The sequence below is a fragment of the Dactylosporangium sp. NPDC049140 genome (assembly GCF_040648435.1).
This window is the reverse complement of the sequence record NZ_JBEZDS010000001.1, coordinates 595,777-618,989: the sequence shown is the minus strand read 5'-3', so window position 1 is coordinate 618,989 and position 23,213 is coordinate 595,777. Positions and strand designations below refer to the sequence as shown.

Genomic DNA, 23,213 nt, shown 5'->3' with positions numbered 1-23,213 from the left:
CGGCCACGGTCCCGGCGAACATACCGCCGGTGCCGTGGCCGCACACATCAGACCCTGCAGATGTCAGCGCCTTCGCGTCGCCTCGGTGGTCGGCACGGTGCCGCCGCCGTTGCCGCCGGGGCCCTGGCTCTGGCCGTTACCCGGGTTGTTCGGGTCCGGCACCTGGCCGTTGCCGCCCGGGTTGTTCGGGTCGATCACCGGCGCGCTCGGCTGCGGCGAGATGCCCGTGCCGACGTCCAGGCGGCCGGTGTTCGCCGGCGGACGGAAGTTGACCTTGGGTGCCTTGATCTGGGTCAGCGCGTCGTTGAGGAAGTCGCGCCAGATCGGGCCCGGCAGCGAACCACCGATGATCGACGCGCCCTTCGAGTCCTTGATCGGCTGCTCTTCCTTCTTGTTGCCGACCCAGACCGCGACCGCGAGGTCGGGGGACTTCTTCACCGGATCGTAGGCGGCGTAGCCGACCATCCAGGCGTGCGCGTTGCCGCTCTGGTTCTGGCCGTACTGCCAGGTGCCGGTCTTGCCGGCGATCTGGCGGCCGTCCTTCATCTTGAGGTTGTAGTGCTTCGGCACGCCCTGCAGCACGGTGTTCATGTCGTCGGACATGCCGTCGGTGAAGCCCGGGATCCGCTTCGGGTTGATGACCTCGTTGTAGGTCTTCTTCCCGTCGGTCCACACCTCCTTGAGGAAGTGCGTCTTGGCCGCGTAGCCGCGGGCGGCGATGGTTGCGATGCCGCCGGCGTGCTCGAGGACCGTGATCGGGTACTGCCCGAACGCCACCTCGGTGTTGAAGGTGTTCTTGAAGACGTCCTTGCCGGTCTTGTTGGTCAGGTCGATCTTGACCGACTTGCCGTTCTGGGTCGCCCACATGTCCGTGATGCCGGCCGCGCGGGCGGTGTCGATGACCTTGTCCGGGCCGACCTTCTCGGCGAGCGCGAAGAACGGTACGTTGAGCGACATGACGGTGACCTCTTCGAGGGTGCACCAGCTGCTGGAGCCCGACGCGCACTTCGGGTGCGAGACCGGGTTCTCACCGGCGTTCTTGACCGGGTTGCCGCCCTTGATCCCTCGGCCGCTCTCCGGGAAGTCGCCGGGGGAGTTGCCGTCCCACATCGAGTCGATGCGGTACCCGGCCATGAGCCCGGTCGCGAGCGTGTACACCTTGAACGTCGAGCCCGGCGGGTGCCCGCCGCAGCAGCTGTCCTCGCCCGTGCCGAGCACCGGGTCGTTGTAGTAGCCGGCGTAGTCGTTGCCGTTGCCGCTGTCGCCGCCGTAGTAGGCCTTCACCGCCCCGGTCCCCGGCTCGACCGCGACGAGCGCGGCCTGCAGGTTGTCGGGCTGCTTGTTCATGTTCGAGTCTTTGTTGCGGCTGGCTTCGCGCACCGCGATCGGCTGGATGTCCTTGTCGATCGTGGTCACGATCTTCATGCCGCCGTTGCGGATCTTGTCGAAGTTCTTCTTGCCGTCCGCGTCGGTGTCCTCGTAGAGCAGCTGCCCGGTGCGCGGGTCCTTGAGCTGCGAGACCTCGCCGAGCACGTGGTGGATGATCAGGCCCTCGGGCTTGTCGAGGTTCTGCGCCGCCACCGAGCGCTTGCGGGAGTCGGACGGCGTGATGACGTTCTCCGGGAACTTCATCTTCGCGTCGGCTTCTTCCGCCTTGACGAAGTTGAGCTTGACCATCTGGCCCTTGATGTAGTTGAACCGGTCCTGCGCCTGGGCCTTGTCGATATTCGGGTCGAAGGGCGAACCCTTGCCGCTGCCCTCGGGGTTCTTGATCAGGCCGGCCAGCAGCATGGCCTCGTTCGTCTGCAGGTCCTTGGCGGGCTTGGCGAAGTAGGCCTGGGCGGCCGCCTCCACGCCGTAGGCGCCGCGGCCGAAGTAGACGACGTTGAGGTACATCGTCATGATCTCGTCCTTGGAGTACTGCTGGTTGAGCTTCAGCGCGATGACCGCCTCGCGGACCTTACGGGCGTAGGTGACGCCCTCGAGGTCGGCCCAGCGCCGCGCGTACTGCTGGCTGATCGTCGAGGCGCCCTGCCGGTCGCCGCCGCTGACGTTGTTCCACGCCGCCCGCACGACGCCCTTGTAGTCCACGCCGTCGTTCGTGTAGAAGCTGTTGTCCTCGGCCGCGACCACCGCGTGCTGCATGTCGACCGGGATGTCCTTGAACGCCAGCACGGTGCGGTTCTCGCCGATGCGGCCCATCGGGGTCTGGCCGTCGGAGTAGTAGATCGTCGTCGACTGGTCCAGGGAGATGTCGTCGGGCAGCGCGACCTGGTCGAAGTAGTACGTGCCGGCGACCATGCCGATGCCCGCGATCATGATGAACGCGGCGATCGAGGCGATGAGGATGTTGCGGCGGCGGCGCTTCTTGGCCTTGGCGGTGGTGCTGCGGCCGTCCTTGCCGCCGGCGCCGCCCTTGCCCGGGGGAAGGTCGCCCGGGCCGCCCGGACCGCCGGGGCCGTCCATGACGTCGCCGCCGAACGGGGCGCCGACCGAGGCCGAGCCGACGACGGCGCGCCCGACGGTGGCACGGCCCGCGGCGCCCGGCACGGACGCCGCGCCCGTCACCGAGGCGCGTCCGGTCGGGCCCTCGGGCGGCGAGACCCGGGCCGAGCCGACGCTCGCGGAGCCACCGACCCGCGCGGAGCCGACGCTCGCCGAACCCGTCGGGGGCGAGACCCGGGCCGAGCCGACGCCGGCGGAGCCGCCGACACGGGCCGAGCCGGTGGGGCTGCCACCGACGCTCGCGCGCCCGACCTGCGCCCGGCCGGGTGGCGGGGCGGATGGGTTGGGGGAGGGTGGTTCCGGCTGGTTTCCAGGAACCTGCGCGCGGCCCGATTGGGGGTTGCTCGGGTCACCGTAGTTCATTCGTCCCACCTTGCCGGTTGCATCGTCGACGCATGCTCCGCCGCCGTCATGACTGTGAGGTGCACCACTCGCTGGTGCGACCGGAGCGGCGCAACCCCACACCCGTGACAACGCTTCGCCACGTGCAACAGGTTCACTCGACCGCCCCTTCGCGCATCCGCGAGGGCGATTCGCCGCCGTCGGCCGCGAGGCCGTCCCGGCCCAGGAGGTACTGCTCGACGAGGTGGTTCCAGCCGCAGGCGCGGCATACCTCCACCACGTACACGTGGAACTCACTCAGCGTCATCGCGAGGATCGGCAGCTCGGCGAGCCGGCGCGCCTGCCCGGAGGACTGCCGCAACTCATCCCCGTAGATGTAGTGCACGAGGGTGAGGTTCTCATGACGGCAGACCGGGCACAGCTCGTCGGTCGGCTCGCCGTGAAATTTCGCTGCACTCTTCAGGTAAGGCGACGCGTCGCACACCTCGTAGGTGCCGACGCGCCCGGATTGCACCTCACGCAGCAGGGCGCGTCTTCTCAGAGAGAAGTCGACAACCTGACGCTGGGTACGCATGGGCCCGAGGGTACGCGGTCCCGCGCCGCACTGCGACTCCCGTCACCATCGGTAACCGTCCGATCGACGACCAGCGGTGTGTCCCAGCGCACTTGGTCGGATTTGTTGCGCCCGCCCGAATCCCGATCTACCGTTCGATGTATCGGCCCGATACATCGGGCGGGTTACGGGAAGGAGGCCGGGAGTGCTCGAATTGGCGATCCTGGGCCTTCTGCACGAATCTCCGATGCACGGGTACGAGCTGCGCAAGCAGCTGACGACCAAGCTGGGCGCCTTCCGGTTCGCGATCAGCTACGGCTCGCTGTACCCGACGCTGCGCCGGTTGCAGGCGGGCGGCTGGATCACCGAGGGTGCTCCTCCGGCCGACGCCCCGGCCAACCCTGAAGACGTACCCCTGCTGACCGGCAAGCGGGGCCGCGTGGTCTACACGATCACCGCGGAGGGCAAGGAGCGCTTCCAGGAGCTGCTCAGCGCCGCCGGCCCCGAGACCTATGACAGTGAGGCCGGTTTCGGGGTGCACTTCGCGTTCTTCGCGCGCACCGACCCTGCTACCCGGCTGCGGATCCTCGAGGGCCGCCGCCGACGTGTGGAGGAGCGCCGCGAAGGCATGCGCGACGTGCTCGGCCGGGCCGCCGAGCGGCTCGACGCATACACGCTCGAGCTCCAGCGGCACGGCTTGGACGCGTGCGAGCGCGAGGTCCGCTGGCTAGAAGAGCTCATTGCGAACGAGCGCAATGGCACCACCCCTCAGCCGCCTTCGGCAGAAGATCCGGAGCGGTCATCGTGAACAACAAGAAGGAGGCATCCGCGATGGGCTCCGTCCGCGTTGCCATCGTCGGTGTCGGCAACTGTGCTTCGTCCCTGATCCAGGGCGTGGAGTACTACCGCAACGCCGACCCGAATGACCGAGTACCGGGTCTTATGCACGTCAAGTTCGGCGACTACCACGTCGGCGACGTGGAGTTCGTGGCGGCGTTCGACGTCGACGCGAAGAAGGTCGGCCAGGACCTGGCCGCCGCCATCGGTGCGAGCGAGAACAACACCATCCAGTTCTGCGACGTACCGCCGACCGGCGTGACCGTGCAGCGCGGCCCGACGCTCGACGGTATGGGGCAGTACTACCGCGAGATCATCGAGGAGTCCGACGAGCAGCCGGTCGACGTGGCCGCCGCCCTGCGCGAGGCGCGGGTCGACGTGGTCGTCTCGTACCTGCCGGTCGGCTCCGACGACGCGGACAAGTTCTACGCCCAGGCCGCGATCGACGCGGGCTGCGCCTTCGTCAACGCCCTGCCGGTCTTCATCGCCTCCGACCCGGTCTGGGCGAAGAAGTTCGAGGACGCCGGGCTGCCGATCGTCGGCGACGACATCAAGAGCCAGGTCGGTGCCACGATCGTGCACCGCGCGCTGGCCAAGCTGTTCGAGGACCGCGGGGTCGAGCTGCTGCGCACCTACCAGCTCAACTTCGGCGGCAACATGGACTTCATGAACATGCTGGAGCGCACCCGCCTGGTCTCGAAGAAGATCTCGAAGACCCAGTCGGTTACGTCCCAGATCCCGCACGAGATGGTGAAGTCCGACGTGCACATCGGCCCGTCCGACCACGTGCCGTGGCTGGACGACCGCAAGTGGGCGTACATCCGCCTCGAGGGCAAGTCCTTCGGCGACACCCCGCTCAACGCCGAGCTCAAGCTCGAGGTGTGGGACTCGCCGAACTCGGCCGGCGTCATCATCGACGCGCTGCGGGCCGCGAAGATCGCCAAGGACCGCGGTATCGGCGGCCCGATCCTGTCGGCGTCGAGCTACTTCATGAAGTCGCCGCCGGTGCAGTACAACGACCACGACGCGCACGAGTCGGTCGAGAAGTTCATCAAGGGCGAAGTCGAGCGCTGACCCGCCACGGAGACGGCCGGCCCGCACGGGCCGGCCTTTTTCGTCGTCTACAGTCCGAATTCGCGTTCGATGCGCACCCGCGCCTCGAGCTCGAGCAGGATCTTCTTGCGCCACACGCCGCCGCCGAAGCCGACCATCTTGCCGTCGGCGCCCACGACGCGATGGCAGGGAATGATGACCGGAATCGGATTCCGGTTGCAGGCGGTGCCGACGGCGCGGGCCGCGTCCGGATCGCCGACCGCGGCCGCGATCTGGCCGTATGTGCGCATCTCGCCGTACGGAATGGCGTAGAGCTGCCGCCAGACGGCGCGCTCGAAGTCCGAGCCCCCGCGCACCGACAGGGGCACCGCGAATGCGACTTCCTCCCCGGCGAAATAGCGCTTGAGTTCGTCGCTCGCGCGCTCGAGCACCTCGTCGGGCTCCGCGGCCGTCGCATTCGCCGGCAGCCCGCCGAAGCGCACGCGGCAGATTCCCGACTCGTCCACCGCCACGCCCAGCGCATCGATCGGCGCCTGCACCTCAACCCACCGCACGTCGTCGATTGTGCTCCTTTCGCCGGACGCTTCCGCTGGCGCGGTGGGGTTACCCTCCAGGTGTCCTGGAGGGAGGGGGACGGTGGAGACGACGTTCCTGGTGATCGGCGGCGTGGGTGTGGTGATCCTCGCCCTGTCCGTGCTCATCGGCGACCTCTTCCACTTCGGCCATCCCGACGCAGCCGGCCCGTTCTCGGTGCCCGCCGTCGCCGGGTTCATCGGCGCCTTCGGCTTCGCCGGCGCCGCCATCGGGGCGATCACCGGCGCCGACGGGCTGCTGCTGCCCGTCGCCGGTGGCGTCGTCGCCGCGGTACCGACTGCCTGGCTCGCCACCCGCCTGGCCCGGCTCGCGCTCAACATGCGCACCGATGCCACCCCGACCCAGCGCGACATGATCGGCACGACGGGCGTTGTCGTCACGCCCATCACCGGCAGCGGCTTCGGCGAGGTCCGCATCTCCCTGGCCGGCCAGCCCCTCAAGGTCAGCGCCCGCGCCGACCGGCCCATCGCGCTCGGCGCCCGGGTCTTCGTGGTGGAGGCGACGAGCCCCACCAGCGTGATCGTGGAAGAAACCCCCCTCTAGATATTCCCCGGAAGAAGGAGCGGATGGACACTGTCCTGCTCGTCGCCATCGGCGGCGGCCTGCTGTTGATCTTGCTGATCGTGTTCTTCATCGTTTCGCGCATCAAGGTGGCCGGCCCCAACGAGGCGTTCATCATCACCGGCCGCAAGGGCAAGTCGGTGCAGGGCGTCGACGGCAGCCGCTCGACCGACCTGTCCGGCCAGAAGGTCGTCATGGGCGCCTCGGTCTTCGTGGTGCCGATCGTGCAGCGCCTCCAGGTGCTCGACCTGTCCAGCCGCCGTATCCACGTCGAGATCACCGGCGCGGTGAGCAAGCAGGGCATCCGCGCCAACCTCCAGGGCGTGGCGATCGTCAAGGTCGGCGGCACCGAGGACGCCATCCGCGCCGCCGCCCAGCGCTTCCTCAACCAGCAGCAGGGCATCGACCTGTTCACCAGCGAGGTCCTGGCCGGCGCGCTGCGCTCGATCGTCGGCCGGCTCACCATCGAGGAGATCATCCGGGACCGCACCGCGTTCGCCAGCGCGGTCGCCGAGGAGGCCGAGCACTCGCTGACCAATCAGGGCCTGGTGCTGGACACCTTCCAGCTGCAGGACATCTTCGCCGAGGGCTCCTACCTCGCCGACCTGGGCCGGCCCGAGGCCGCCCGCGTGCTGCGCGACGCGGCGATCGCCGAGGCGCAGGCCCGGCAGGCCGCCGAGTCCGAGCGCCTGCGCTCGGAGGAGGCGATCGCCGAGGCGAACCGGAACCTCTCGCTCAAGCAGGCCGGCATCCAGGCCGAGATCGACGCGGCCAAGGCGAAGTCGGCCGCGGCCGGCCCGCTGGCCCAGGCCGAGCGCGAGCAGGTCATCCTGGCCGAGCAGCAGAAGGTGGCCGAGCGCAACGCCGAGCTCAAGCAGCGCCAGCTCGACACCGAGGTGCGCAAGCCGGCGGACGCGGAGCGGTACAAGGTCGAGCAGGAGGCCGAGGCGGCCAAGAACGCCGCGATCCTCAAGGCCGAGGCGCAGCGGCAGGCGGTCATCGCGGCCGCGCAGGGCGCCGCCGAGCAGGCCCGCCTCACCGGTGAGGGCGAGCGGTCCCGCCGCGCCGCGCTCGCCGAGGCCAACGCCATCGAGGGTGCCAAGGAAGGTGAGGCGGAGCAGCGTCGCCGTGTCGCCATCGCCGAGGCGCTGGAGCGCGAAGGTGCGGCCGAGGCGTCGGCGATCCTGGCCCGCGGCCAGGCCGAGGCCGAGGCGATGAAGCTCAAGGCCGACGCGTTCGCCACGTACGGCGAGGCGGCGATCCTCGACCTGCTGGTCCGCGTCATGCCCGACGTCGTCAAGGCGGCCAGCGACCCGATGGGCAACATCGACAAGATGACGGTGATCTCGACCGACGGGGCCTCGTCGCTTACCCGGTCGGTGGCGAACAACGTCGCCCAGGGCCTCCAGCTCGGTACCGACCTCACCGGCATCGACCTGCAGAAGCTGCTGAGCAAGCTCGGCAGCATCGCGGGGGACGACGTCGTCGAGCCGGTCAACGGCCGGCCCGCCGTCGAGGCGCCCAAGTCGTAGCCGTGACCTTTCGGAGTGGGGCCCTCACCGAATGGTGAGGGCCCTTCTGTGTTCGTGCGGGGTCGTGCGGGCAAGGTTCGCCGTAGGCTTTGGCGGTGTCCGCCAGCACCATCGCCCCCCGCCAGCAGAAGCACTACATCCGCGCCGTGCTCCGCCAGCGAAGCTTCCGGCGGCTGGTCTCGGTGCGGGTGATCGCGCAGATCGGCGATGGGCTGTTCCAGGGTGCGCTGGCCGGCAGCGTGCTGTTCAACCCGCAGCAGCGAGCGGGCGGCATGGCCATCGCGGCCGGGTTCGCGATCCTGCTGCTGCCGTACTCGCTGGTCGGCCCGTATGTCGGCGTGTTCCTGGACCGCTGGCGGCGCCGCTCGATCGTCAGCGTCGCCAACATCGCGCGGGCGCTGCTGGTGCTGCCGATCGCGCTGTACATCTGGGGCGGTGAGAAGTCGCCGATCCCGTTCCTGCTCGCCCTCGTGGTCATCGGCCTCAACCGGTTCTTCCTGGCCGGGCTGTCCGCGGCGACCCCGCACGTGGTGGCGGACGCGACGCTGGTGACCGCCAACTCCGTCGCCGGCACGCTGGGCTCGCTGAGCTACTCGCTGGGCATCGGGGCGGGCGCGACGCTCATCAAGACCGTGCTGGCCACGTCGTTCCACGGGTACGCGCTCGTCGCCGCCCTCGCCGCGGCCTTCTATCTCGCCTCGGCGCTCGTCGGGCAGGCATCGTTCAGCCCGGACGAGCTGGGGCCGGACGCCACCGACCGGCGGGGCGGCTCGATCCTCGCCGCGCTCGTGGAGACCAGCCGCGGCACGGTCGCCGGGGTCCGCCACCTGGCCGCCAAGCGCGGTGCCGCCTACCTGATGCTCGCGCAGGGAACGTTCCGGCTGCTGTACGGCGTGGTCCTGCTCGCCTGCCTGCTGCTGTTCCGCACCGGCTTCAACCACGGCAACGACGTCACCGGCTCGTTCGGCACCATCGCCAACGCGTTCCTCGCGGGCGGCCTCGGCATGCTGCTCGCCTCGTTCGTCACGCCCCCGGTCGCGCGCCGGATCGGCGGCTGGCGCTGGGTGGCGATCGTGCTGGCCGGCACCGGGGTGGGGATCCTGGGCTTCGGGCTGCCGTTCGACCCGGTGCTGCTGCTCGGTGCCGTGTTCATCACGAACCTGGCCGCGCAGGGCATCAAGATCGTGACCGACACCTCGTTGCAGCACGAGTGCGCGGACGAGTACCGAGGCCGGGTTTTCAGCATCAACGACACCGCGTTCAATCTGACGCTTGTCGCCGGGATGTACGTGGGCGCGCTCACGCTGCCCGACACCGGGCGCTCGGCGGCCGTGCTGTGCGTGGTCGCCGCCGGCTACGTGCTGGCGGCGGCGGGATACGCGGCCCTGGGCGGGCGCTGGGCCCGCCGGGTCGGCGACGACATCGCCGGCCCCGGCGGGGCGCTACGACGGGCGGATCAGTAGCTCGACGACGTCTTCGTCGCGGTGCTGTTGATCTGCGAGGTGCTCATCGTCAGGTTGTTGCCGTTGCAGGTGTACTTCGCCGGGTTGTCGTCCGTCTGGAACGGCTCGGTCTGGTCGAAGTTGATCGACGGCGCCTTCGTGTTGATGGTGCCCGTCGCCTGCACGTTCTGGTACGCGATGCTGCCGCTCGTCGTCGACACGTTCGAGGTGACCGTGGCGTTGACCGTCAGCGTGATCGCGACCGCCTGACCCGAGATGGTCGGGTTGCCGGTGAAGGTGCTGTCCTTGTACGTCTCGGTCATCTTGCCGTCCGGCGTGAACTTGAACACCGAACCGTTCTTGGTCAGGTTGATCGGCACGTTGCCGACGCCATCCATCGCGACCTGCTCGGTGTACGTCTGCGTGGTCCACGTGCCGACCAGGCACTCGTCGATCACGGCCTTCTCGGCGGCCTTGCCGGTCGCGCTCGGTCCACCGGTCGGGTTGTTCGCCTGCGGGTCGGTCTTCTTGTCGTCGCCGCTCTTGAGCGCCGCGACCACCACGATCGCGACGACCAGGATGACCAGGACACCCGACAGCGCGAGGATCGGCATCAGGTACTTGTTGCGGCCGCCGACCGACGGCGACGAGCCGGCGCCGCCGTACGTCGCACCGTAAGCGGTGGGAGGGGCCGAGACGGGGTCGGAATATGAGGGTGGAGCCGAATATTGCGGTCCGGAGCTGGTGGGGTATCCGGCATAGGGCTGCTGCCCGCCGTACGGTGCGCCGGTGTACGGCGTGCCGCTCGTCGGCTGCTGGGGCGCCTGCGGGACGCCTCGATAGGTGCGGCACTGCGTGCAGTAGCCGTTCGCATCAATGCCCATGCCGCCGCAGGTTGGACACGGCTGCATGTCTGCCTCCAGGTTCAGTACTTTCCGGGGGTTTGCGTGCTAGCGACGGTAGCCCACCGGGTCTACGCGCAGAACCAGCCGAATCGCCACATGCACGACGCTTACGGGGTCGGGGTTCCGACAACCTGACGACCTCCGGCAACCGGCTCACGGGCCGTTGCTTTAGGTAGTCGTGCGATTACTTCATGTCAACACCACCGGAGCCCGGCGACCCGCGGCCGCCGGAGCTCGCCGAGCCGCTGCCGCCTGCCGCACCGCGTGCGCACGAGGATCCGCAGTTCCCGCCGCCGCTCGACCCGACTCCCACGCCGCCCGGCCCGTCGCCCGATTCGGCGGTGTTACCGCCCGCGCCGCCGGCCGAGCCACCGCCTCCGCCCGCGTCGAGGGCGCGCCGGCTCGTCCCGACCGGATCGCCGCCGCGGACACCACGACGGGCCAGCCGGACGGCGCGCCCAAGCTCGGATCACCGAGATCCGGGTGGCGTGATGCCCTCAGCCTCGGCCCACTTGTGCAACTCGGCGATCGCCTCTTCGTGCTCGAGCGGCCCGCGCTCCAGGCGCAGCTCCTTGAGGTAGCGCCAGGCACGGCCCACGAGCGGGCCCGGGGGCACCCCGAGCAGCTCCATGATCGCGTTGCCGTCGAGGTCGGGCCGGACGCGGGCCAGGTCCTCCTCGGCGGCGATGCGCGTGATCCGCTCCTCCAGCGCGTCGTAGTCGGCCGCGAGCTGCGCCGCCTTGCGCTTGTTGCGGGTGGTCACGTCCGAGCGGGTCAGCGCGTGCAGCCGGGACAGCAGCGGGCCCGCGTCGGTCACGTAGCGGCGCACGGCCGAGTCGGTCCACTCGCCGCGGCCGTACCCGTAGAAGCGCAGGTGCAGCGCCACCAACTCGGCGACGTCGGAGATCACGTCCTTCGGGAACTTCAGCGCCCGCATCCGCTGCTTGGTCAGCCGGGCCCCGACGATCTCGTGGTGGTGGAAGCTCACCCCGCCGTCGGGGCCGACCGCCTTCGTGGCCGGCTTGCCGATGTCGTGCATCAGCGCCGCCATGCGCAGCGTGAAGTCGGCGCCCTCGCGCTCGTGGGTGATCGCGTTGCGCACGACGATCAGCGTGTGCTCGTAGACGTCCTTGTGCTGGGCGTGCTCGTCGATCTCCAGCTTGAGCCCGGACAGCTCCGGCAGGAACTGCTCGGCCAGGCCACTGTCGACCAGCAGCCGCAGGCCGGCGATGGGGTCTTCGCCGCACATGAGCTTCACGAACTCGTCGCGGATCCGCTCGGCCGTGATGCGCGCCAGGTCGGGCGCCATCGCGATCACCGCGGCCAGCACCTCGGGCGCGACCGCGAAGCCGAGCTTGCTCACGAACCGCGCGGCCCGCAGCATGCGCAGCGGGTCGTCGGCGAAGGACTCCTCCGGCCGGCCCGGGGTGCGCAGGACGCCCTCGGCCAGGTCGTTGAGGCCGCCGTACGGGTCGATGAACTCGTGCCCGGGCACCGAGACCGCCATCGCGTTGACGGTGAAGTCGCGCCGGCGCAGGTCGTCGGCGAGGTTGTCGCCGTAGCGGACGATCGGGTTGCGGCTCACACGGTCGTACGCGTCCGCGCGGAACGTGGTGATCTCGATGCGCAGCCCGCGCCGGGCCAGGCCGATCGTGCCGAACTCCTGGCCGGTGGTCCACACGGCCTCCGCCCAGCCGTCGATCAGCCGCAGCGTCTCCTCCGGCCGCGCGTCGGTGGTGAAGTCGAGGTCGTCGCCGAGGCGCCCGAGCAACGCGTCGCGAACGGAGCCGCCCACCAGGTGCAGCTCGCGACCCGCCTGGGCGAAGCGGTGGCCGAGCTCGTCGGCGACGGGGGAGACGCGCAGCAGCTCGTGCACGGCGCGGCGCTGGGCCTCGTTGAGGGCGCGTGTGGTCTCGGGCATCGGTCGGTCAGCCTATCGCGACGGGGAAAGCAGGCACCGAGGGTAGCCGCCGCGTGTGCGTCCGGTCGCCCGATAATCGGCGGCCCCTCGGAAGTGTCAGGGGGTGCCACTATGGTCGGTGCGGCGAGCGTGAACGTACGGCCGAGTTGGGATGTGGCGAATGGATCCGGGGCAGGACCCGGCACAGCGCGGGCGCTGGAGCAATGACCCGACCGTTTCCATGCGGCCGGGCTCGGACGCGCCGTCCGCGGATGACGAGGGTTGGCCGGACCCCGCCTCGGAGGCGCCTCGCCGCCGGGGCGCGCACCGGGCGCCCGAGGAGCCGACCCAGATCGTGCCGCCGACGCCACCGGTGTCGCCTTTGCCGCCTTTGCCGCCTTCGTCCGCTCCTCCGGCTTGGTCCGAGGCCTCGCCGGCCGGGGCCACCGAGGTTCTGCCGCCGTCCCCGCAGGCCTGGGGCGAGGGCAACGCACCCGCGGGGCCGACACAGATCGTGCCGCCGCCGGCACCGCCCGGCTGGAGCGCCACGCCACCCGCCGGGCCGACCCAGATCGTGCCGCCGCCGGCACCGCCCGGCTGGAGCGCCACGCCACCCGCCGGGCCGACCCAGATCGTGCCGCCGCCGGCACCGCCGGCCGGCGGCAACGAGTTCCTCTCCGGCCCGACGCAGGTGCTGCGTCCGCCGCCGGGGCCGGTCGACCCCGGCCAGACCGTCCGGCTCCACGTCGGGCGGCGGCCCGATGGCATGCCCGTCGACCCCGCCAACGCGCCGACCGTCGCCCTGCCCCTGATCACCCCGCGGCCGCAGGTCGTGGCCGACGCGCCGATCGTGGAGGAGTCCGCCCCGCCGAGCGCCGCCGACGACGACAGCACCGGCACCGTCGTGCGCAACAGCGGCACGATGGCCATCCTGAGCCTGGTCAGCCGGGCCACCGGCTTCATCCGGGCCGCGGCCATCGCGGCGGCCATCGGCGGCGCCGTGGTCGGCGACGACTACACGCTGGCGAACAACCTGCCCAACCAGGTGTACGAGCTGCTGCTCGGCGGCGTCCTGGCCAGCGTGCTCATCCCCACGCTGGTGCGGGCCCGCAAGGAGGAGCCCGACCGCGGCGAGGCGCACGCCCAGCGCCTGCTGACCCTGGCCGCAGTCGCGCTCGGCATCGCCACGCTGATCGTGGTCGTCGCGGCGCCGCTCATCACGGCCATCTACACGCTGGGCAACGACAAGGTCACCCAGCACGACCGCGACCTGATCACGCTGCTCGCGTACCTGCTGTTGCCCGAGATCTTCTTCTACGGCCTCGCCGGCATCTCGGCCGCGATCCTCAACGTGCGCGGGCACTTCGCGGCGCCGATGTGGACGCCGATCCTCAACAACGTCGTCATCATCGTCACGGCCAGCGTATTCATGCTGGTCCGCGGCGGCGGGCTGCCGACCCCCGACACGATCACGCTCACCCAGGTGCTCGTCCTCGGCATCGGCACCACGCTGGGCATCATCGTGCAGGCGGCCGGGCTGTGGCCCGCGATGCGCAAGACCGGGTTCCGCTGGAAGTGGCGCTTCGACTTCCGCAAGCTACACCTGCGCGAGCTGGCGAAGCTGGGCGCGTGGATGCTGCTGTACGTCGGCGTGTACCAGCTGGGCATCACCGTCGTCATGGCGCTGGCCAAGAACAACCAGCTCCGCGGTGGCGAGGGGCCGGCCGTGTTCAACAACGCCTTCCTGATCTTCATGATGGCCCACGGCATCGTCGCCGTCTCCGTCATCACGGCGATCATGCCGCGCATCTCGGCCGCCGCCGCCGACGGCCGCTTCTCCGACGTGACTGAGCAGCTCGCCCAGGGCAGCCGCCTGGCCTCGGTGATCCTGATCCCGGCCGCGGCCGTCTACCTCGTGCTCGGCCGCCCGCTCGCGGTCACGCTGTTCAACTGGGGCAGCTACGACTACAACCAGTCCCTCGCCACCGGCTCGGTCGTCGCCGCGGCCGGCCTCGGCCTCGTCCCGTTCGCGCTGAGTCAGATGCAGACGAGCGTCTTCTACGCCATGCGCGACACCAAGACCCCGGCGCTGGTCAACATCGGCGGCGTCGCCGTGCGCCTGGTCCTCGACGTGGGCTTCTACCTCGTCCTGCCGGTCGCGGTGGTCACGACCTCGCTGATGGTGGGCACCGCGCTCTCCTACATCGTGGCCCTGGTCGTCGGTTACGTGCTGCTGCGCAAGCGCCTGGGCCGCCTGGGCCTGCGCAAGCTGCTGGACACGCTCATCCGCCTGACCGCCGCGGCGGTCGCGGGCGGCCTGCTGGCCCTCGGCGTGACCTGGCTGATCGGCATGATCATCGACCCGGGCAAGCTGCAGGGCGTCGTCCAGCTGATCTTCGGCAGCGCGGTGCTGCTGGCCGTGTACGCGGCCGGCGCCGTCTTCCTGAAGGTGCCCGAGGTCAACCAGTTCGCGTCGATGATCCGCCGCCGCCTCGGCCGCTGATCCATTCGCTCGGACTGCGAAGGTTGACGGTCGCGGGTGCCTGATGGCGATTCGACAGGTTGCGCACCGACAAATGATCGGAGATCGGCGTCTCACTTGCCGGCGCGGTTGAACCCGAACGGGGTCCGAATACGTGACACCGATGTGGTGGGCGTGACGCGTGCCCCGGCCCGGCCGCGACACGCGGGCGGTGCGGCAATTTGTGACATTTGTCGAATGCCGTCCGGACCGTCCCGGCCGCGGCCCGCACCGCCCACGTGACCGCCTGGGACGATTCGGTGAAAAGTGGGTGAAGGGGAAATGACGGTCGTGTCCTGACATGGGTGATCAATTGGCCTCGCACAGGGTGGTCCGGAGATGATGACGTGTCGGCGACCGAAGAGCCGACAGGTAAGGTCAACCCCGGCGCCCCGCCGAAGCGCTTAGGCTTAGTGACTGCGACTCGGGTTACGTCAGACGCCACAGGTCGGCACACGGATCGGAAGGGAGGACGGGTGGCTGAGCTCGACGAAGGGCTGGAGGCTGGGGGCGTTCCCCAGGTCCTGACCTTCGGCACCCCATCCGTCGGTGAAATCCTTGCCGAGCGCTACCAGCTCGAAGAGCACATCGGCAACGACTCGCTGGGCCGCCAGCTGTACCGCGGCATCGACGTCATCCTGCGCCGCCCGGTCGCGGTGGTCACGCGCTACCCCGGCGGGGACAGCGCGAAGGAGATGCTGGCCGCGGCCGTGGCCATGAGCCGGATCGTGCACCCGCACCTCGTCGGCGTCTACGACGCAATCGACGAGGGCGAGCGTGCCTACGTGGTGCGCGAGTGGGTGGACGGCATCGCGCTGCGCGACATCGTGGCGCAGGGTCCGCTCGACGCCGGCCGCTCGGTCGCGATCGCCTGGGCCGTCACCGACGCCGTCGCGGCGCTGCACGGCACCGGGATGGCGCACGGCAACGTGCACCCCGGCACCGTCCTCGTGGCCCACGACGGCCGCGTGGTGCTCACGGACGCGCGGGCCGACGACGGCGCCACCCCCGAGACGGACATCCGCTCGATCGGCGCCATCCTCTACTGCGCGCTGACCGGCTACTGGCCGCACGCCGAGGCCGGCACCTACTCCGTGCCCGACGGCGTTCGCGACTCCAGCGGCGCGCTGCAGACCCCGCGCCAGGTGCGTGCCGGCGTCCCCGCCGCCCTCGACTCGCTCGTCGCCGACCTGCTCAACCCCGACCTCCCGCTGCCCTCGGCCGAGTCGCTCGCGGGCGAGCTCGCGTCGTTCGGCAGCCTCGACGAGGAGGACCTGGCGGCCGAGGACGGCGGGCGCGTCGACTTCGCCGCGTTCGACTCCGCCGCACAGTCCACCGCCCCGCCGCGGCCCGCCGGGCGCAAGCTCGCCGTCGGCGTCGTCGGTCTGCTGGTGCTGGCCCTGGCCGGCACGCTGGCCGCGGCCCGCGTGCTCGGCGACCCGGCCACGCCCGACGCCACGCCCGGCAGCGCGCCGCCCGGCACGAGCGCGTCGCAGCAGGCCAAGCCGGCCGGGCAGCCGGTCGTGTTCAAAATCGACCCCTCGAAGGTCCGCATCATCGACCCGGCGGGCACCCGCTCCGAGGTCAAGGACGCCGACAAGACCGTCGACGGCGACCCCAACACGGTGTGGAAGACCGAGCGGTACAACAAGGCCGAGTTCGGCGGCAAGAAGCCCGGCATGGGCGTGTGGATCGACCTCGGCGAGGAGAAGCAGGTCTCCTCCGTGCAGGTCGTGTTCCAGACCCCCGGCGCCGACGGCGAGCTGCGGGCCGGCAGCCAGGACCTCGGCAGCGGCCAGGCGCAGGACCAGGCGACGATGCAGCAGTACGCCACCGTGGCCGGCACGCCCCGCCAGAACATGGGCAGCACGACGATCTTCAACGGGCCCGAGCAGAAGACCCGCTACCTGATGGTGTGGATCACGAAGCTGCCCAAGGAGAGCAACAGTGGGTACCGCGTGGCTATCGGAGAGATAACCGTCCGGGTGCAGTGACCCCACGAACCGTCCGCGGTCGATAGGGTGCCACCCGTGGACGCTGCGGAGCCGGGCGCGCGCGAGATGCGCGACGATGCGTCGCTGCTGCGCGCCCACTCCGATGGCGACCCCAATGCGTTCAGCGAGCTCGTCCGGCGCCACCGCGACCGTCTCTGGGCGGTCGCGCTGCGCACCCTGGGCGACCGCGAGGAGGCCGCCGACGCGCTCCAGGACGCGCTGCTCTCGGCGTTCCGCGCGGCCGGCAACTTCCGCGGCGACTCGGCCGTCACCACCTGGCTGCACCGGATCGTGGTGAACGCCTGCCTCGACCGGGTCCGCCGCCGCCAGGCCCGCCCGACGGTGCCGCTGCCCGAGACGGACGTCACACCGGCCCCGGCCAGCGACCGCGACACCGCCATGGACGTGCGCCAGGCGCTGCAGCAGCTGCCCGCCGACCAGCGGGCCGCGCTCGTGCTCGTGGACGTGCAGGGCTACCCCGTCGCCGAGGCCGCCGTGATCCTCGGCGTCGCGGAGGGCACCATCAAGAGCAGGTGCGCGCGCGGCCGGGCCCGGCTCGCGCTGCTCCTCGGCCACCTGCGGAACCCCGTCGACGGTGGCCGCGTCCCATCTGAGGTGGCATCAGACGTCCCATCCGCGTCCGGAAAGGAGAGTGGCGCGTGACGGCCTTCTCCGAAGCCGATCTCGACCGGCTCGCCGACTTCGTCGGCGGGGCGCTGGACGGCACCCCGGAGGCGGACGACGTGCGCCACCTGGTCACGACGGAGACGAGCTGGGCCGAGGCCTACACGATGCTCGTGTCGGCCGACGCCGCCATGCGTGACGAGCTGCATGCGCTGGGGGCGGAGGCTCTGCCGGTACCGCTGAATGTGCAGCAACGCCTGGATGCCGCACTGGCGTCGGCCGTGGCCGCACCCCCGGCGGACGCCTCCGTGGTCGACCTGGCCCGCGCGCGCGAGGCGCGCAAGCGGCGCCGGATGCGCTGGACCGCCGGGCTCGCCGCGGCCGCCGCCATGATCGTGTGCGCCGGCGTGGGCGCGCAGGTCCTCCGGCAGAACAGCGCCGACCGGGAGGACCGCTCCTCGTCCGCCGTGCCCAACGTCGCCGCGGGCGGCCCCGAGCGCAGCACCGCCACCGCCGCCGGTGACTCGGCCGCCGGTGCGTCCGGCGACTCGCCGATCATCTCCAGCGGCCGCGACTACGCCCCGGGGACGCTGGGCGACCTCACCGGCACCGTGACCAAGACGCAGTCCCGCAACGCCCTGCAGGGCGACGGCGGGGCGAGCACGGCCGACAACGGCGCCAAGGCCCCCGCGAGCGTGCCCGGACCCCTCGCGCGGCTCGCCGAGCCGGCCGCCCGGGCCGCGTGCCTCGCCGCCATCACGAGGGAATACGGTGGTCAGGTGGCGCTGGTCGACTACGCCGCGTTCGAGGGACAGCCGGCGCTGGTCGTGGTGGTCGAGGGTTCGCGGACCGCGGTGGGCAAGCGGCTCGTGATCGTCGTCGGGCCCACCTGCGGCATCGGCGGCGCGATCGCCGACGAACGGTACCGTGCCACCGCCCCGTAGCGGTGATGTGGCACACGAGTCACCCTCCACCGGGAATGGCCGGTTCGTAGGATGGCGTTTTGCTGGCACAGGCTGAATTCGAGGAGTCGACCGTGGATGAGGTCCGCAACCTGATCATCGTGGGGTCCGGTCCCGCCGGGTACACGGCTGCCGTCTATGCGGCCCGGGCCAACCTCAAGCCGCTGGTGATCGAGGGGGTCACGTCCGGCGGCGCGCTGGTGACCACCACCGAGGTGGAGAACTTCCCGGGCTTCCCGGACGGCATCAACGGGCCCGAGCTCATGGACAACATGCGCAAGCAGGCCGAGCACTTCGGGGCCGAGTTCATCACCGACGACGCCACCCGGGTGGCCCTGGACGGCCCGGTGAAGAGCGTGTGGGTCGGTGAGACGGAGTACCAGGCCAAGGCGATCATCCTGGCCACCGGCTCCGCCTGGCGCCCGCTGAACGTCCCGGGCGAGCAGGAGCTGCTCGGCCGCGGCGTGTCGTCCTGTGCCACCTGTGACGGGTTCTTCTTCCGTAACGAGAACATCGTCGTCGTGGGCGGCGGTGACTCCGCGATGGAGGAGGCGACCTTCCTCACCCGCTTCGCCACCAAGGTCACGATCATCCACCGCCGCGACTCGTTCCGTGCCAGCAAGATCATGGCGGAGCGGGCCCTGGCCAACGAGAAGATCGAGGTCCTCTGGAACAGCGTCGTGACCGAGGTCCTGGACGGCGGCGGCCGCGTCGGCGCCGTGCGCATCAAGAACACCTCCAGCGGCGAGGCGCAGGACCTGCCGGTGGCCGGCGTGTTCGTCGCGATCGGCCATGACCCGCGCAGCGACCTGTTCCGCGGCCAGGTCGAGCTCGACGACGAGGGCTACGTGAAGGTGGCCGCGCCGAGCACCCGCACCAACATCGAGGGCGTGTTCGCCGCCGGCGACGTCGTCGACCACACCTACCGGCAGGCCATCACCGCCTCCGGCACCGGCTGCGCCGCGGCCCTCGACGCCGAGCGGTACATCGCGGCCCTGTAGAGCCAGAAGAGCTTTGAGACAAGGAGAGCGCATGGGAGCCATCCAGCCCGTCAGCGACAAGACCTTCGAGGTCGACGTCCTCAAATCGGATATTCCGGTTCTGGTGGACTTCTGGGCGGAATGGTGCCAGCCGTGCCGCAAGATCGAGACCATGCTGAACGAGATCGCCGTGGGCGAGCTCGCCGACAAGGTCAAGATCGTGAAGGTCGACATCGACAGCAACCCCGAGACCGCGCGGGCCTATCAGGTCCTCTCGGTGCCGACGCTGACCGTGTTCAAGGACGGCGAGCCGTTCCGGTCGGTCGTGGGCGCGAACCCGAAGAGTGCGCTGGTCCGGCTGATCGAGTCGGCGCTCGACCCGGCCTGATCGGGCTCTCCCGGCATCCCGATGCCCCGTCTCCGTGCTCACGGAGGCGGGGCCTCTCTGTAACACCGCACCGTCCCGCGACGCTTAGGGGCCGGGTGCTTTCTTCGTGATGCAGCGCCGGGTAGAGCGCGGCACCGGGGCGGTGGTAGTACGCTGCCTCGCGGATGCGGCACTGCGCGGGTAAATCGCCCCATAACGGCGCGCTCTGGTGGGCACGTACGATTCCGACGCGGGGTACAGGCACTTCAGGAGGAATATATGCGGGCTATCCGGCACGGGGCGCGGGGCGCGGCGGTCGCCGAGATCCGCGGCATTCTGGTCGTGCTGGAGCTGCTGGAGGACCTGCTGCCGTCGGATCCGTCGCGGGACGATCCCGAGTACGACGCCGACGTCGAGCACGCCGTGCGCGCGTTCCAGCAGAGCCGCGGCCTGACCGTCGACGGCGAGGTCGGCGACGAGACCTGGCGCGCCCTGGACGCGGCCCGCTGGCGGCTCGGCCAGCGCGCACTGTTCCACACCGTCGGCGACCCGTATGTCGGCGACGACGTACGCCAGCTGCAGGAGCGGCTGCTCGAGATGGGGTACAACCCGGGCCGCGCCGACGGCATCTACGGCGGGCTCACCGCCCACGCCGTCGCCCAGTTCCAGCGCGAGGTCGGCCTGCGTCCCGACGGCGAGTGCGGCCCGGCCACGGTCGGCTCCCTGCGCCGCCTCGGCCGTAAGGTCATCGGCGGCCGGCCCCAGCTCCTGCGCGAGGCCGAGGCGTTCCGCGAGTCCGGCCCGACGCTGCTCGGCAAGCGCATCGTGATCGACCCCGGCCACGGCGGCGCCGACACGGGGCACGTGGTGCCCGACGGGCCGCTGCGGTGGGTGGAGGCGGACCTCGTGTATGACCTTGCGGCCCGCCTGGAGGGCCGTCTGGCGGCCGCGGGCATGCGGGTGAATCTCACCAGGGGTCCGCAGCCGACGGGCGTCCTGAGCGATCGTGACCGGGTACACCTCGCCAACGAGCTCGGCGCCGACCTCCTAATCTCGATCCACCTCGACGGGCACGCGACGCCCCTCGCCGACGGCGTGGCCACCTACCACTACGGCTCGGTCTCCGGCCCCACCTCCGTCGTGGGGGAGCGGCTGGCCGGCCTCGTCCAGCGCGAGATCGTGGTCCGCACCGGCCTGCGCGACTGCCACACCCACCCGAAGACGTGGGAGCTGCTCCGGCTCACCAAGATGCCCGCCGTCCGGGTCGACGTGGGCTACCTGACGTCGCCGGGGGACCGCCGGCAGCTCATCGACCCGGCGTTCCGCGACCGCGTCGTGGAGGCCATCATGGCCGCGGTTCAGCGCATGTACCTGCCCGTCGAGTCCGATGTCCCGACGGGCTCGATCGACGTGAGCCTGCTGCGCGCGCTGACGGGCACGAGCGCTCCGACCGCGTAGGCCTTTGTCCGGATCGGCTACTTTATGGCCGGATTCTCAGCCGGAGGTCATCTCCCGGGTCGCCGGGCGGACCGGGAGCACCGGACGTAGTAGCGACTCCGGGCTCATCGACCCGAGGAGCTTCTCCAGCGCGTACTCGACGTCCGACTTCCAGGACAGCGCGGTTCGCAGCTCGAGACGCAGACGGGGATAGCGCGGATGCGGTCGTACCGTCTTGAAGCCGATCGACAGGAAGAAGTCCGCCGGCGCCAGGCAGCCGCGCTCGTTGCGCCCGGCCTCGTCCACCTCGCCGAACTTCGCGTCGCCGAACGCCTCGATCGCCTTGACGCCGCGCTTGGTCAGATCGCGCGCGACGCCCTGGACGAGCATGCGCCCGAGCCCGCCGTCGGCGAACGGCTGTACGACGTGTGCGGTCATGAGCAGCACCGCGTCGGCCGACACCGGCGAGGTCGGGAACGCCATGCTCCGGGGCACATACGCGGGCGGCGCGAACATCACGAACCCGGCCGGCATCCCGTCGACGTACACCAGCTTCCCGCAGGAGCCCCACTCGAGCAGCGTCTGCGAGACCCAGGCTTCCTTCTCGAGCCCCGGATCGCCGTTGGCGCAGGCCCGATCGGCGGCCACGGGATCGAGTTCCCAGAACACGCAGTCACGGCACGATCGAGGAAGATCCTCGAGGGTGTCCAGCGTCAAACTGACGAGACGTCGCGACATTGGCCCATCTCCACGCACCCGGGATTAGCTCGTCATGATGGTACGCACTCGCGACACGCCGCGGGACCCATCCGAGGACAGTTCCTCGCCCGGCCCGCTGCGCCGGACCTCATTACACCCGGTCGGGTGGTTACCCCGGGCCCCGGGGTTCGATGACCTCAGGTTCACGGGCGGGCTGGGTTCGACGACCCGACGTCCGGGGTAGTCAACTGTGCTGACCGTCCGGGTGGCCGAGTTCGGCGGCCGCCCGGGCGGTCACCGGAGCCCCGAGCGGACCGTGCCGCCCGCCACGGGTGCCCGTCGTTCTGTCCCGTGTCGGTGCTGCCTCGGACCTGTGCCGCGAGCCTGGCCCCCTCAGTTGGCGCGCGTCGGGGGCTCGGTCTCCTTCTGCCCGGCGGCACTCGGCTCGTCGTCGGGTGCGTCGCCGTTGCCTTCAGCCGGCTCGGGTACGACCACGTCGTCGTTGTCCACGGCGGTCGCGGCCGGCTCCAGGGCGTCGTCGGGCTGAGCCTCGGCCTCGCGCTCGGCCAGGCTCGTCGGGGCGGTCCAGTTGATGCGCGGCGGCTCGGCCAGGGGGCGACCGCCGAACTCGGCCAGCCACGCGGCGACCATGGCCAGGTTCTCGCGCCAGCGGTCCTCGGGGATCGGCGGGAGGATGTCGTCCCACAGCGCGAGGAAGGTGCCTTGGAGTTGGAGCCGGCCGTACGGCCGGGCGAGGAACCACACGTGCAGGTGCGCCGCGCCGTCGCCCCACCGATTCACGTGAACCCGGGCCACGCCGTCGAGCGAGCGGATCGCGCGCTCCAGGCGGACCGTCATCACGCCGAGCTCGGCCGCGAGCATGTTCGGCAGGTCGCCCAGGTCGAGGTGCGAGCGGGACTCGAGGATCAGCACCGCGGGCAGGCCCGTCGGGCGGTCGAGCGCACGGACGCGCCAACGGTCGCTCACCCAGATGTACGCCTCGTCCGGCGCCGCACACGCCCGGCACTCGGCGGGGTTGTCGCCATGGCGCGGGGGCTCGATCGGCACGGGTTCGAGGAGGCGCTTGACGCGGATGTCGCCCTCGAACGGGAATGTCGGCCAGTAGGTGAAGGCAGGGAGCTGGTGCGACTGTTGCGGTTGCTGCGGCGACTCGGGCACGAAGCCGACCCTAGCCGACCAGGAGGCCCGGTGTCCGTACCCTGTGGATAGCGGGCGAGTTATCCACAGGGGCGGTGGAAATCGCTGTGGATGGTGTAGTCCAGGTCGGCGGGGCGCGGTTGCGTTCATCCACAGGGGTGCTCGCGCTCTAGCACGTGGTTTCACGTGAAACGGCTGGGCCTGTGGATAACCCCTGTGGATAAGATTCGCCCAGAGCCGTTCTCTC

At 70.7% G+C, this 23,213-nt stretch carries 19 protein-coding genes; 12 read left to right on the top strand and 7 right to left on the bottom strand.

Annotated elements, in window-relative coordinates; all coding sequences use genetic code 11:
* Positions 1-63: 63 nt before the first annotated feature.
* Positions 64-2,868 (bottom strand): transglycosylase domain-containing protein, encoded by a 2,805-nt coding sequence (locus tag AB0B76_RS02755; protein ID WP_360368158.1) that lies wholly within the window; start codon positions 2,866-2,868, stop codon positions 64-66.
* Between the two features lie 133 nt (positions 2,869-3,001).
* Positions 3,002-3,421, bottom strand: coding sequence for a DUF5318 domain-containing protein (locus AB0B76_RS02750; protein WP_360368155.1), 420 nt, complete (start codon positions 3,419-3,421; stop codon positions 3,002-3,004).
* A 184-nt stretch (positions 3,422-3,605) separates the two neighbouring features.
* Here AB0B76_RS02750 and AB0B76_RS02745 point away from each other — a divergent pair, with 184 nt between their 5' ends.
* Both AB0B76_RS02745 and AB0B76_RS02740 read left to right on the top strand, forming a co-directional pair.
* Complete coding sequence (locus tag AB0B76_RS02745) at positions 3,606-4,208, top strand: PadR family transcriptional regulator (protein ID WP_360368152.1); 603 nt, start codon at positions 3,606-3,608, stop codon at positions 4,206-4,208.
* A gap of 23 nt (positions 4,209-4,231) precedes the next feature.
* A complete protein-coding gene (locus AB0B76_RS02740) occupies positions 4,232-5,311 on the top strand; it encodes an inositol-3-phosphate synthase (protein WP_360368735.1) in 1,080 nt (359 codons plus the stop codon).
* Positions 5,312-5,358: 47 nt separating this feature from the next.
* Here the strand turns inward: AB0B76_RS02740 and AB0B76_RS02735 are convergent, their stop codons facing one another.
* On the bottom strand, positions 5,359-5,844 hold the full coding sequence (locus tag AB0B76_RS02735; protein ID WP_360368149.1) for a methylated-DNA--[protein]-cysteine S-methyltransferase: 486 nt from the start codon (positions 5,842-5,844) through the stop codon (positions 5,359-5,361).
* Between the two features lie 82 nt (positions 5,845-5,926).
* On the opposite strand from AB0B76_RS02735, the gene AB0B76_RS02730 reads away from it, so the two are divergent.
* The 3 genes from AB0B76_RS02730 (at position 5,927) to AB0B76_RS02720 (ending at position 9,440) form a co-directional block, all read left to right on the top strand.
* Positions 5,927-6,427 (top strand): NfeD family protein, encoded by a 501-nt coding sequence (locus tag AB0B76_RS02730; protein WP_360368146.1) that lies wholly within the window; start codon positions 5,927-5,929, stop codon positions 6,425-6,427.
* A 23-nt stretch (positions 6,428-6,450) separates the two neighbouring features.
* Positions 6,451-7,977 carry an SPFH domain-containing protein gene (locus AB0B76_RS02725; RefSeq protein ID WP_360368143.1) on the top strand — a complete coding sequence of 509 codons (1,527 nt, stop codon included), beginning with the start codon at positions 6,451-6,453 and terminating at the stop codon, positions 7,975-7,977.
* Positions 7,978-8,072: 95 nt separating this feature from the next.
* On the top strand, positions 8,073-9,440 hold the full coding sequence (locus AB0B76_RS02720; RefSeq protein ID WP_360368140.1) for an MFS transporter: 1,368 nt from the start codon (positions 8,073-8,075) through the stop codon (positions 9,438-9,440).
* On the opposite strand, the gene AB0B76_RS02715 is transcribed toward AB0B76_RS02720, so the two are convergent.
* Together AB0B76_RS02715 and AB0B76_RS02710 are read right to left on the bottom strand one after the other, a co-directional pair.
* Entirely contained in the window at positions 9,434-10,303 is an 870-nt protein-coding gene (locus AB0B76_RS02715; RefSeq protein ID WP_360368138.1) for a hypothetical protein, read from the bottom strand. The two genes, AB0B76_RS02720 and AB0B76_RS02715, sit on opposite strands and share 7 nt — an antisense overlap.
* A gap of 490 nt (positions 10,304-10,793) precedes the next feature.
* The gene (locus AB0B76_RS02710; protein ID WP_360368135.1) at positions 10,794-12,245 is read right to left on the bottom strand and encodes a CCA tRNA nucleotidyltransferase; all 1,452 of its coding nucleotides are present in this window, start codon (positions 12,243-12,245) and stop codon (positions 10,794-10,796) included.
* Positions 12,246-12,738: 493 nt separating this feature from the next.
* Here AB0B76_RS02710 and murJ point away from each other — a divergent pair, with 493 nt between their 5' ends.
* The 7 genes from murJ to AB0B76_RS02675 all read left to right on the top strand — a co-directional run bounded on the left by murJ (position 12,739) and on the right by AB0B76_RS02675 (position 21,130).
* Positions 12,739-14,727, top strand: a complete 1,989-nt coding sequence (murJ, locus tag AB0B76_RS02705) for a murein biosynthesis integral membrane protein MurJ (protein ID WP_360368132.1) — start codon at positions 12,739-12,741, stop codon at positions 14,725-14,727.
* 494 nt (positions 14,728-15,221) lie between these two features.
* The gene (locus tag AB0B76_RS02700) at positions 15,222-16,739 is read left to right on the top strand and encodes a protein kinase family protein (RefSeq protein ID WP_360368129.1); all 1,518 of its coding nucleotides are present in this window, start codon (positions 15,222-15,224) and stop codon (positions 16,737-16,739) included.
* Between the two features lie 66 nt (positions 16,740-16,805).
* Positions 16,806-17,402: an RNA polymerase sigma factor SigM gene (gene sigM, locus AB0B76_RS02695; RefSeq protein WP_360368732.1), complete on the top strand. Its 597-nt coding sequence runs from the start codon at positions 16,806-16,808 to the stop codon at positions 17,400-17,402.
* Positions 17,399-18,307 (top strand): hypothetical protein, encoded by a 909-nt coding sequence (locus AB0B76_RS02690; RefSeq protein WP_360368126.1) that lies wholly within the window; start codon positions 17,399-17,401, stop codon positions 18,305-18,307. The genes sigM and AB0B76_RS02690 overlap by 4 nt, the downstream gene beginning before the upstream one ends.
* A gap of 92 nt (positions 18,308-18,399) precedes the next feature.
* Positions 18,400-19,326, top strand: a complete 927-nt coding sequence (trxB, locus tag AB0B76_RS02685; protein WP_360368123.1) for a thioredoxin-disulfide reductase — start codon at positions 18,400-18,402, stop codon at positions 19,324-19,326.
* A gap of 31 nt (positions 19,327-19,357) precedes the next feature.
* A complete protein-coding gene (gene trxA, locus AB0B76_RS02680; protein ID WP_360368121.1) occupies positions 19,358-19,693 on the top strand; it encodes a thioredoxin in 336 nt (111 codons plus the stop codon).
* Positions 19,694-19,951: 258 nt separating this feature from the next.
* Positions 19,952-21,130 carry an N-acetylmuramoyl-L-alanine amidase gene (locus AB0B76_RS02675; RefSeq protein WP_360368118.1) on the top strand — a complete coding sequence of 393 codons (1,179 nt, stop codon included), beginning with the start codon at positions 19,952-19,954 and terminating at the stop codon, positions 21,128-21,130.
* Positions 21,131-21,166: 36 nt separating this feature from the next.
* On the opposite strand, the gene AB0B76_RS02670 is transcribed toward AB0B76_RS02675, so the two are convergent.
* Positions 21,167-21,847, bottom strand: coding sequence for a GNAT family N-acetyltransferase (locus AB0B76_RS02670; protein ID WP_360368115.1), 681 nt, complete (start codon positions 21,845-21,847; stop codon positions 21,167-21,169).
* 354 nt (positions 21,848-22,201) lie between these two features.
* The gene (locus tag AB0B76_RS02665; RefSeq protein ID WP_360368112.1) at positions 22,202-22,987 is read right to left on the bottom strand and encodes a hypothetical protein; all 786 of its coding nucleotides are present in this window, start codon (positions 22,985-22,987) and stop codon (positions 22,202-22,204) included.
* Positions 22,988-23,213: the final 226 nt, after the last annotated feature.